Here is a 4,025-nt window from a genome sequence, read left to right as displayed (position 1 = left end):
CCGCCGCCTGGGTGCGCCGGCACGACGTGGTGATCGTGCCGGGCATGGGCGTCCTGGAGGCCACCCTGCCGCTGCGGCCGTGGGGCTTCCCGTACGCGCTGTTCCTGCTCTGCGCGAGTGGCCGGCTGCTGGGCACCCGGGTGGCGCTGGTCGGCGTCGGCGCCGCCGCGATCGGCAACCGGCCGACCCGGGCCCTGGTGCGCTGGTCGGCACGGCTGGCCGCATACCGGTCCTACCGGGACGCCCCGTCCCGTGACGCGATGCGGGCGATGGGCGTGGACACCGCGCGCGACGAGGTCTACCCGGACCTCGCATTCGCCCTGCCGACGCTGCGGGCGAGCACGCCGTCGGGCCCGCCGGGTCTGGTCTGCGTCGGTGTCATGGCCTTCCACGGTGGCAACGACGACCGCGCCCGCGCCGAGGAGATCCACCGGCGCTACCTCGACGGGACGATCCGGTTCGTCCGCACGCTGGTGGAGGAGGGCAGGCCGGTCCGGCTGCTCACCGGCGACGAAGTCGACGTGCCGGTGGTCGCCGCGATCCTCGACGCGGTGGACTCGCCACTGGTCACCGCCGCCGAGCCGACCTCGCTGGCCGACCTGATGAAGGAGATGGCGGCCGCCGACACCGTGGTGGCGACCCGCTACCACAACCTGATCTGCGCCCTGAAGGTCGGCACGCCGACGCTCGCACTCACCTATGCGGCGAAGAGCGACGCACTCATGGCCGGGATGGGACTGGGCGCGTACTGCCACCCGGCTCGCGAGGTCGACGCCGACCGACTGCTGGAGCAGTTCCGGGCGCTGGAGCAGCGATCGGCGGAGCTGCGGCAGACCCTCCCCGAGCGGAACCTGATCGCCGCCCGGCGCCTCGAGCACCAGTTCACCGCCTTGACCGAGGCCCTGTTCCCAGCCACCGACCACGCCCACGCCCTGCGGGAGACTCCATGAAGGCGACCGAAGTCCCGACCATCGCCGGCGCGTACCTGTTCGAGCCGACGCCGTACGCCGACGAACGCGGCTTCTTCAGCCGCACCTTCGACGCCGACGTGGTCCGCTCGGTGGGCCTCGACCCGGACGCCTTCGTCCAGGACAGCCTGTCCCGCTCGGTCCGGGGCGTACTGCGCGGCCTGCACCTGCGCTCCGGCGCCGGCGAGGCCAAGCTGGTGCGGTGCTCGTACGGAAGGATCTTCGACGTCGTCGTGGACCTGCGGCCGGACTCGCCGACCTACCTGGGCCAAGCCTTCTTCGACCTGTCCGGTGAGACACAGGCGACGGTGTACATCCCGGCGGGGTGCGCGCACGGCTTCCAGGCACTGACCGAAACCGCCGACACCTCGTACCGGATCGACCGCCCGCACGATCCGGCCGAGGACGTGACAATCGCCTTCGACGACCCCGAGCTCGCCATCCCCTGGCCGCTGCCGGTCACATCGATGTCCCAACGGGACCGGGAGGCGCCGAGCCTCGCCCAGGTCTTGAAGCACAGAGAAAGTTGAGGTCCCCATGGACACCCAAGAGCTTCACCTGCCCCGGTCGCGGACAGCCAACGCGCGGCTGCACGCCCTGATCCCCGGGGGCGCACACACCTACGCCAAAGGCGACGACCAGTACCCCGACAACCTGGCCCCGGTCATCAGCCACGGCCGCGGTGCCCACGTGTGGGACATCGACGGCAACCGCTACATCGAGTACGGCTCCGGCCTGCGATCGGTCAGCCTCGGCCACGCCCACCCACGCGTGATCGAGGCGGTGCGCCGGGAACTCGACCGCGGCAGCAACTTCGTCCGGCCGTCCATCGTCGAGGTCGAAGCCGCCGAACGCTTCCTGGCCACCGTGCCGACCGCCGACATGGTGAAGTTCGCCAAGAACGGCTCCGACGCCACCACCGCCGCGGTGCGCCTCGCCCGCGCCGCCACCGGACGCCCGCGGGTGGCCCTCTGCGCCGACCACCCGTTCTTCTCCGTCGACGACTGGTTCATCGGCACCACACCGATGTCCGCCGGCATTCCGGCGGCGACCACCGAACTCACCGTGTCCTTCCCCTACGGCGACCTGCCCGCCACCGAGGAACTGCTCACCCGGTACCAGAACGAGGTCGCCTGCCTGATCCTCGAACCCGCCAACCACACCGAGCCGCCGCCCGGCTACCTCGCCGGCCTGCGCGAACTGGCCGACCGGCACGGCTGCGTACTGATCTTCGACGAGATGATCACCGGCTTCCGCTGGTCCGAGGCAGGCGCCCAGGGCCTGTACGGCGTCGTCCCCGACCTCTCCACGTTCGGCAAGGCGCTGGGCAACGGATTCGCCATCTCCGCGCTGGCCGGGCGCCGCCACCTGATGGAACTGGGCGGACTACGTCACTCCGGCGACCGGGTGTTCCTGCTGTCCACCACCCACGGCGCGGAAACGCACTCCCTGGCCGCCGCGATGGCCGTGCTCACCACCTACGTCGAAGAGGGCATCACCGCACGGCTGCACACTCTCGGCGAACGGCTGGCCGCCGGTGTCCGCGACGCCGCGGCCAGCATGGGCGTCGGCGACCACCTCGTCGTCCGGGGCCGGGCCAGCAACCTGGTCTTCGCCACCCTCGACGAGAACCTGCAACCGTCACAGCAGTACCGCACCCTGTTCCTGCGCCGACTCCTCACGGGCGGGGTACTGGCCCCGTCGTTCGTGGTGAACAGCGCCCTCGACGACGCCGACATCGACCACACCATCGACGTGGTGGCCCAGGCATGTGCGGTGTACCGAAAGGCACTGGACGCCGCCGACCCCACCCCCTGGCTCGCCGGACGACCAGTGAAACCCGTATTTCGCCGCTGGGCGTGACGTGACGTCAGCGACGCTCTGGCCCACCGACCTCGGCCATCCGGTCGACCAGCGAGTCAGCCGTCCGGTCGACCAGCCACGGATATGCTCGTACTGTGGGACAAGGGGTTCGACGGCAACGACTTCCTCGCCGCGGTGACCGCCACCCGTGCCCAGGTCCTGGGCTGGCTCCGCAGCAACCGGCGCACCCCGGTCCTGTCCCGTCTCCTGGACGGCTCGTACCTGTCGGTGATCGGCACGGTGAGGGTACGGGTCATCGACGCGCAGATCACGGTGACCTGCGCGGACGGCACCGTCTTCACCGGGTCCTACCGGCTGGTCACGACCTTGACCGATGGCCGTTGCTACCCGGCGACCGTCCTGGTCGACCTCTGTCATCAGCGGTGGGAACACGAATCGGCGTACTACGCACTCCGCCACACGATCATGAACGGACGCCTGCTGTGCTCGGGCGACCCGGTCGGCATCGAGCAGGAGATGTGGGCGCTGCTGGCGCTCTACCAAGCACTACGGACGGTCATGGTCGACGCTGCCGAATCCGCCCCGGGCACCGATCCCGACCGCTGTGCCTTCACCATCGCCCTCCAGACCGCCCGTAACCAGGTCGTCCAGGCCGCCGACGTTATCCCCACGATCACCGAGTCGGTCGGTCTCATCAAACGCCGGGTCCTGGCCGCCCTGCTCCCGCCCCGGTGGACCCGGGTCAGCACCCGCAAGGTCAAATCACCGGTCTCCCGCTACAGCGAGCGCCTCGACGACGGCAGGCCCGACACCAGCCGCACCGTCACCGACCTCGACATCACCGTCCTCGCCCCCGCAGCCGAAGAACGCCCCCTGCCCGACGTCTCACGAGACGACCGGCACAGCACCGGTCACCACACAGCCGCCGGGAACGGGTCCTGGAACTCCTCCGGGCCGACCCCGAACGCCGCTGGCCCGCCCGCGAACTCGCCCACCACCTCGGCGACATCACCCTCGGCACCATGTACAGACAACTCTCCCGCTGAACCAAGGACGGCCACCTCCGAAAGCACGGCCCCGGCATCTACACAGCCACTACGCAAGAGCCGATCAACTCCCTTGCGTGACCTGCGGGAACTACTCAGGTTGAACTCGTGATGTCCGGTGCCTTGATCGCGTCGTGGTCCATGGTCAGGCCGGTGGGCGGGAGGCAGCCGTCGATCAGGTGGGGCC

Annotated in this window: 4 protein-coding genes; all 4 read left to right on the top strand. The window is 70.2% G+C overall.

What is annotated here, in order from left to right; genetic code table 11:
• The coding region (locus ACWDA7_RS51070) for a polysaccharide pyruvyl transferase family protein (RefSeq protein WP_450614834.1) at positions 1 to 950 on the top strand (950 nt) is incomplete at its 5' end.
• Positions 947 to 1,498, top strand: coding sequence for a dTDP-4-dehydrorhamnose 3,5-epimerase family protein (locus ACWDA7_RS51065; protein WP_450614832.1), 552 nt, complete (start codon positions 947 to 949; stop codon positions 1,496 to 1,498). The genes ACWDA7_RS51070 and ACWDA7_RS51065, both read left to right, overlap by 4 nt.
• Positions 1,499 to 1,505: 7 nt before the next feature.
• Positions 1,506 to 2,831: a glutamate-1-semialdehyde 2,1-aminomutase gene (locus ACWDA7_RS51060; protein ID WP_450614830.1), complete on the top strand. Its 1,326-nt coding sequence runs from the start codon at positions 1,506 to 1,508 to the stop codon at positions 2,829 to 2,831.
• Positions 2,832 to 2,915: 84 nt separating this feature from the next.
• A complete protein-coding gene (locus ACWDA7_RS51055) occupies positions 2,916 to 3,950 on the top strand; it encodes a hypothetical protein (RefSeq protein WP_450614828.1) in 1,035 nt (344 codons plus the stop codon).
• Positions 3,951 to 4,025: the final 75 nt, after the last annotated feature.

This window comes from Streptomyces sp. NPDC001156 (genome assembly GCF_053598275.1).
The sequence above is the reverse complement of the archived record's forward strand: the minus strand, read 5'-3'. Positions and strand labels throughout refer to the sequence as shown.

Bases quoted from the DNA above. Each gene is read 5' to 3' on its own strand.
- ACWDA7_RS51065 (WP_450614832.1), top strand. From the start codon at position 947: ATGAAGGCGACCGAAGTCCCGACCATCGCCGGCGCGTACCTGTTCGAG.
- ACWDA7_RS51060 (WP_450614830.1), top strand. From the start codon at position 1,506: ATGGACACCCAAGAGCTTCACCTGCCCCGGTCGCGGACAGCCAACGCG.
- ACWDA7_RS51055 (WP_450614828.1), top strand. From the start codon at position 2,916: ATGCTCGTACTGTGGGACAAGGGGTTCGACGGCAACGACTTCCTCGCC.